This window comes from Gordonia caeni (genome assembly GCF_039537105.1).
In the GTDB taxonomy this organism is placed as follows: domain Bacteria; phylum Actinomycetota; class Actinomycetes; order Mycobacteriales; family Mycobacteriaceae; genus Gordonia; species Gordonia caeni.
The window spans coordinates 1-7,532 of the sequence record NZ_BAAAZW010000020.1 but is presented as its reverse complement, the minus strand read 5'-3'; the positions used below and the strand labels follow the sequence as shown (position 1 = coordinate 7,532).

Genomic DNA, 7,532 nt, shown 5'->3' with positions numbered 1-7,532 from the left:
GGTGAGTCCACGGCCGGACCGGGTACCGCTGTCATTCGCACAACAACGCATGTGGCTGCTGAACCAACTCGACGTCACCGCGGCGACCTACAACATCCCGCTGGGGGTGCGGTTGCGCGGGGAAGTCGATGTCGATGCGTTGATCGCCGCAGTCCACGCCACCATCGCCCGACATGAGATCCTGCGAACGGTCTACCCGAGTGACGGCGCCCAGCCGGCGCAGCGGGTCCTACCTATCGCCGAAGCCTTGGCGGAGCTGGATTGGGCCGAAGTGGACTCAGCGGCTGACCTGATGCCCGCAGCAGTTACCGGATTCGATATGACCAGTGACCTGCCGATCCGCGGGCGGGTCCGGCGTGTCGACGGTGCAGTCGAGATGATGCTGGTCGTGCATCACATCGCCTTCGACGGCGAGTCGATTCCGGTTCTGATGCGCGACGTGCTCGCCGCCTACGCGGGCCATCTCAACGCCGTCGTACCACCGCCTTTGCCGGTTCAGTACGCGGACTACGCCATCTGGGAGCAACAGACGCTCGGGAATGTCAAGGACGCCACCACACCGTTGGGGCGCCAGATGCTCCATTGGCGAGAGAAGCTCGACGGACTTCCGGTTGTGACGGACCTGCCGATGGACCGACCGCGACCGACAGTGTTCGACAGTGAAGGCGCCGTCGTCAGCCGGGCGATCGATCCGATGTTGGCTGATCGAATTGACGCGCTCTGCCAGGACTACGAGGTGACGCCATTTGTGGTTACCTACGCGGCTCTCGCCGTGACGATCTCGCGATTGGCCTCGACGGCGGACACGGTCGTCGCCAGTCCAACGGCTGGCAGGATGAACTCCGCCGTGCTGGACAACCTCGTCGGCATGTTCGTCAATACGCTCGTGCTGCGTATCGACACAGCACCGGGGAAATCAGTCGATGAACTCCTGCGCGAAGCGCGCACCACCGTCCTCGATGCATTCGACAACTCGCTAGTGCAGTTCGATGACCTGGTTGAGGCATTGGCTCCGCCACGCTCGCCCTCGTACTCGCCGATTGCTCAGATCGCCTTCACTTTCACCGACAGCGTTTCTGCCCCAGGACTGGAAGCGGTCGGCGCAGTGACCGCGGAACCCATCGTGGCCGACGGCCATGAAGCCAAGTTCGACCTGATGGTGCTCGTGCACGGGCGGACCGAGGAAGCGCCCATGACTGTCGACTTCCTCTACTCACGGGCGCTGTTTGATGAAAGCACCGTCGTTGGTTTTGTGCAGACATACCTCCGAGTGCTGGACGCGATGACCAGCACTCCAGACATCCCGATAGGTGACATCGAGATCGTAGGCCGCCCGTCCGCAGCTGTTCCGGAGACATCGCCTTCCGGGGTCGACGGGACCGGGGCAGCTGGCGGTGACGCCGAGGCGGGGACGCTGATCGACGTGCTGAAGGGACGTGATCTCGATCTGCACCATCCGGCCCTGATCTATGCCGATCATGAGATCTCGTACGAAGAGTTCGAGGGCCGGACCAACGCGGTGGCCCGTTCGCTGTTGGCGCGTGGGGTGGCACCGGACGACATCATCGCAGTGGGTATGGAACGATCCATCGACGCAGTCGTTGCGGTGTGGGGTGTGATCAAGGCCGGCGCGGCCTATCTGTCGATCGATCCGGCATATCCGGACGACAGAATCAGGTACATGCTCGACGACTCGTCCGTCGAACTGGGAATCACCACTCAGTCGGTGCGCGATCGCTTGGGCACCAGTGCCTGCACGTGGATCGAACTGGATGAGCTCGCGGCCGAAGCCAGCTCGGAGGCCCAGATCACCGATGCCGAGCGAAACGGACCGGTGCGTGTGGAGAATCTCGCCTACATGATCTACACCTCGGGTTCCACCGGTCGTCCCAAGGGAGTAGCGGTGTCGAATTCGGGTGTCCGCGACCTCGTCGCAGGCTTCGAGAAAGTCACAGGTGCCCGTGAGGACGATCCCGATACCAGGGTTCTGCACGTGGCGTCGCCGAGCTTCGATGCGTCGTTCTTCGAAATGGCATGGGCCATAACAGCGGGACACACGCTGGTGATTGCGCCGCATTCGTCGTATGCCGGGGAGCTCCTTGACGAGGTTCTTGAAAGCGGCGAGGTCACTGACATGGTCATCACCCCGTCGGTCTTGGCGACACTTGATCCGGAACGAGCCGAGTACCTGCGCAATCTGGCGACGGCCGGCGAAGCGTGTCCGCCGGAACTGGTCGACAGGTGGTCTGCGCGGGGCCGCCGGGTATTCAATTTCTACGGCCCATCCGAGACCACCGTGTGGGCGACGCGGGCGCGTATGCTGCCGCGCAAGCCGGTGACGATCGGCCGCGCGATCAGCGGCTTCACGGCGCGGGTACTCGATCAGCGTCTGCACGAGGTACCGCAGGGCATCGTCGGCGAGTTGTACCTGTCGGCGAAGGGGCTGGCGCGTGGCTACCGGGGGCGCCCGGGACTGACCTCGACCGCTTTTGTCGCGGACCCGGAGGGGCCGGCAGGAACCCGGATGTACGCCACGGGCGACCTGGTGCGGGTGAATCGGCGCGGCGACCTGGAGTTTGCCGGTCGCGCTGACGATCAGGTCAAGATCAACGGGCAGCGAGTAGAGCTCGGCGAGGTCGAAGCAGTGCTGGCCGCGCACCCCGGTGTCGATCAAGCAGTCGTCGTCGGACACGGTGACGAAGAGTCCGGGCGGGTCCGGCTGGTCGGCTACGTCGTCTCGTCCGACGACGGCGTCGATGTCGATGCACTCCTGGCGGAGGCAAGGAACCGGCTGGCAACGCACATGGTGCCGACGCAGCTGCTGGTCATCGCGGAACTACCGCTGACTCCCGGAGGAAAGTTGGACCGGGACCGGCTTCCCGTTCCGGCTGCAGCGAATGAGAGCGGTGCATACATTGCGCCGAACACCCCGGATGAACAGACGATCGCACAGATCGTCTCCGGCCTGGTCGGAGTCGGTCGGGTCAGTGCGACCGACTCGTTCTTCGCGCTCGGTGGCGACTCGATCATGTCGATCCAGCTTGCGTCGGCGGCCAAGGCGGCGGGCTTGGCTCTGTCACCGAAGATGATCTTCGAGAATCAGACGGTGCGTGCCATGGCCCGGGCCGCAGCGGCCGGCGGAACGCGGCTTCCAGCGCTCGCCGAACCCGAAGGCGGCGGGCGTGGCGAGATAGCGCTTCCGCCGATGGTGTCATGGATGATCGGCGGCGTGACCGAGGCCGCCGGCTTCGCGGACTTCAGCCAGTCCGCGGTACTCGTCGCCGGTGACGACGTCGATCTCACGGGGCTGACAGCGGTCGTTGATGCCTTGGTGAAGGCACATCCCATGTTGTCGGCGCGACTCACTTCCGATGGAGCCGAGTGGCGTCTTTCGACAGAAGGAGAAGTGGATGTAACCGCGCTCGTGTCCGGTGAGGTCTGCGATGCCGATCCTGCCAGCGACACGTTCAGTGCGGTCCTTCGCGCAGCCCATTCGGCTGCGGCTGATCGACTCGACCCAGCGGGCGGGAAGCTGGTGCAGGCCGTTCTGGTGAGGAGCAGGGAAGGTGGCGGCCGCATCCTGCTCGTGATCCATCACCTCGCCGTTGACGCGGTGTCCTGGCCGATCATCATCGAGGATCTGGTGACTGCCTGGGCGCAGTGGACCGAGGGGCGTCCACTGGAACTGCGACCGGAGGCTACGACAGCACGGGCGTGGTTCGGCGCGTTGACTGAGCGTACGGGCAGTCTCGACGACGAGACCGACTACTGGATCGCGAGGTCTCCCGAACGGCCAACGCCGCTGGCGACTGTTCCACGAACCGAACCGGATTTCGGTGACACCGACGAGCGGACAATCCGACTTGATTCCTCGCTGTCGAAGAAGTTGCTGACTACTGTTCCTGAAGCATTCGACGGGGCGGTGACCGATGTCCTCTTGGCTGCGATGGCGCGGGCGGTCCGCTCGTGGCAGCGAGCGGTGGGCATCGCAGACGACAGAGCAGTAGGTGTTCTCGTCGAAAGTCACGGACGGTACGAAGACATCCACGAAGGTGGAGACGATCCGCGGACCTCGGACTTGAGCCGGACCGTCGGATGGTTCACGTCCATTGCACCGTTCGCGCTCGACCCCGCCGCCGACATGATCCATGCGGTCAAGGCAGCCAAGGAGGAGCGTCTCGGACAGCCCAGGCATGGCCTCGGATTCGGTGTGCTCTGGACGACGGAAGGCTCGGTCATCGCTGATCGTCCCCTGCCGTCGATCGCCTTCAACTACTTCGGAGGTCGCGGTACCGAGAGTGATGTATCCGGCAGTGCGAGCATGCTGCCGGCAGGAGATGCGCCTGCCCTGCCATCGTTCACGCACGGTCGGCTGCGGCAGGCCGGTGTTGTGGCCGTCAATGTTCACGTGGCCCCCGGTGACGGAGGACCGGAGATCGTCAGTTCGTGGGCCTATCCAGACGAGCCCGAAATGGCATCGGCAGTGGATGACATTGTGTCGAGGTGGCGTGACGAACTCGCAGCTGTGGTTGCTGTCGTGACCACGACCGACCCCGGCCTGTCGCCATCGGATGTGCCGGGCTCGGAGGTGACCCAGGCTGATCTCGATCTCGTCGCCGAGCGCTTCCCTGGAGCTCGGGTGTGGCCGATGACCACACTGCAGAAGGGGCTGTTGTTCCAGTCGAAGATCGTCGACGGCGAGGCCGTGGATGTCTATGTGACCCAGGCGACCCTGGACCTGGTTGGCGACATCGATGTCGACCGCCTGCAGCGTGCGGCCGCGGCATTGCTTGACCACCACCCGGCACTGCGATCGTCTTTCGTCCGCGTGCCCAGTGGCGCTTGGGTGACCGTGGTGCCGCAATCAGTCGATCTGCCGTGGCGGACCGATCATGTCCCAGCGGGTACCGATGCCAAACCCGGTGTGGCCGATATCGCCCTGGCTGAACGGTTGGCAGGCTTCGATCTTCAAGAGCCGCCACTGATCAGACTCGTGCTTGTCAGGCACGACGAAGGTGCAAGTCTCATCGTCACGAACCATCACATCCTGTTCGATGGGTGGTCCGGCCCGCTTGTGCTGGCAGATCTCTTGTCGTTGTACGCGACCGGGACCGCGTACACGGGCCACCTCGGGACGGACTTCGGCGTCCATGCGAAACGGCTCGCGGACACCGATCCGGAGGCGGCGTTGCACGCGTGGCGTGAGGTCCTGGCACCGTTGGACGAGCCGACCCTCGTTGCGCCGGCAATCGAGATGATGACCTCCGACTTACCGCAGGACTACTCGCTCGACCTTCCTGACGAGTTGGCTGCCGCCATTGAACGCCGCTCCCGGGAACTCGGGACGACGACGGCCACCGTGCTGCAGTTCGCCTGGGCGGTGCTGGTTTCGCGGCTGACCGGTAGCCAAGTGGTCAGCTTCGGTGAGACGGTGTCGGGACGTCCGTCCGACTTGGATGGGGCAGAACATATCGTCGGGCTTTTCATCAACACCCTGCCGGTGGTGGTGGACGTCGACCCGGCGGCCAAGGTCGCCGACGTCATCGCAACGATGCGGGCCGATAAGGTAGCGGTGCTCGACTACCAGCACGTTGGACTTCCGGAACTGATGGAGCTGGCAGGGCATGCACTCCTATTCGACACGCTCACCGTGTTCGAGTCGTATCCGGTCGATACTGACAGCTTCAGTGGTGATGCGACGGACGCGTTGGCGGGATCGAGCGGACTGCAGATCGCCGGCCTCGACGTACTCGATGCGACGCACTATCCGCTCAATATGGCGGTGGCACCCCGGAAGGGCGGCCTCACGCTCACCCTCAAGTACCGGCCCGCCGCATTCGACCAGGCGACAGTCGCTGGGTTCGCGGATGCCCTGGCTACGGTGCTTGCAGCTGTAAGCGCTGACCCCGGCAGAACCGTCGCGGATGTTCCGCTCGTCGCGGAGGGGCAGTCGACCGGCCTACTGCCGGTGCGCTCGGCGGTACCGGTCCCTGCGCCGTCCACCATGGACGAGATGTTCGTCGACGCGGCCCGGAGGGCCCCGGATCGGGTCGCCGTGCGCGACAGCGAGTCGGCCGCCACCTATGCCGAGATCGACGATATGTCGAATCGGATGGCACAGTGGCTGCGCACACGCGGCGTTCACACCGGATCGGTGGTAGCGGTCGCGGTGGAGCGGTCGACCGATCTCCTGGTGGCTGTCTGGGCAGTCGCCAAAGCGGGTGCCGCGTACATGCCGGTGGATCCGGCGTATCCCACGGAGCGAATCGCTTCGATGGTGACCGATTCGGGGGCCCAACTCGGCCTCGTCGGTGACGGCGTCTCCGGTCCGACTGACGGAGTGCGGTGGTACCGAATCGATTCCGGCCTCCGAGGCGAACTGGCAGCTTTCGCCGCTGACCCCTTACCGCGTGTGCACGGGATCGATGACCTGGCGTACGTGATCTACACATCAGGGTCAACAGGCCGTCCTAAGGGCGTCGCCATCACGCACCGAGGTCTGCGAGCGTTCGCGGAGGCCGAGTCGGCCGCGTTGAATGCCGCGGACGGAGTGATCGTGCTCGGATACTCTTCACCGAGCTTTGACGCTTCGATACTGGAACTGTTGCTGGTGACTGCGAACGCCGGGACCCTGGTGTACAGGCCGGCGGAGGTCGTCAGCGGAGAACCTCTCGCCGAGTACGTGCGCATGCATGGGGTGACGCACCTGTTCTTGACACCTCAGGTGCTGGCGACAGTGGAGCCGGCATCGATGCCTGACGTAGTCGGGGTCGGATCCGGCGGTGAGGCGGTTCCGCAGGCGCTGGTCGATACGTGGGCATCCAGAGTGCCGATCGTGAACATGTACGGGCCGAGTGAGGCATCGGTAGCTGTAGCGATGTCGGAACCGCTCGGTCAGTCGGTCTCGGTGCACTTGGGTACGCCGGTGCCGGGCACAGGACTGATGGTCCTGGATGAACGACTCCGTCCGGTACCAGTGGGGGTGAACGGCGAGCTCTACGTGGTGGGGCAAGCTCTGGCGCGGGGATATCTGAATCGGCATGATCTGACGGCAGAGCGGTTCGTGGCAGATCCTCACGGGGCCGCTGGCGCGCGGATGTATCGCACAGGAGACGTAGTGCGGTGGCGCCGGGGCGACGGTGACGTGCTGGTGCTCGAGTACTCGGGGCGCAGCGACGGCCAGGTCAAGGTACGTGGTTTGCGTATCGAGCTCGGCGAGATCGAATCGGTGATGGCCCAGTACCCGGGTGTGCGGTCAGCTGTCGTCATCGGTGCGGGAGGACCCGTGGCCACTGTGCTGAACGCGTATGTGGTGGCCGATGAGGGTTTTGACGCAGAAGGTCTAAGGGAGCACCTGCGCGGTCACTTGCCGTTGTTCATGGTGCCGTCCAGCATCACGGTGCTCGACGCATTGCCGTTGACGCCCGTGGGCAAGCTCGACCGGAACGCACTGCCTGTGCCCGCCCCTGTCGTCAGCGAGTATGTGGCTCCGGTGGGTGAGGTTGAGAGCACGGTGGTGGCGGTGTTCTCCG

At 64.6% G+C, this 7,532-nt stretch carries 1 protein-coding gene; it reads left to right on the top strand.

The window, feature by feature from the left end:
* Positions 1–49: 49 nt before the first annotated feature.
* Positions 50–7,532: amino acid adenylation domain-containing protein (locus tag ABD732_RS18480; RefSeq protein WP_344786270.1), on the top strand; the 7,483-nt coding region annotated here is incomplete at its 3' end.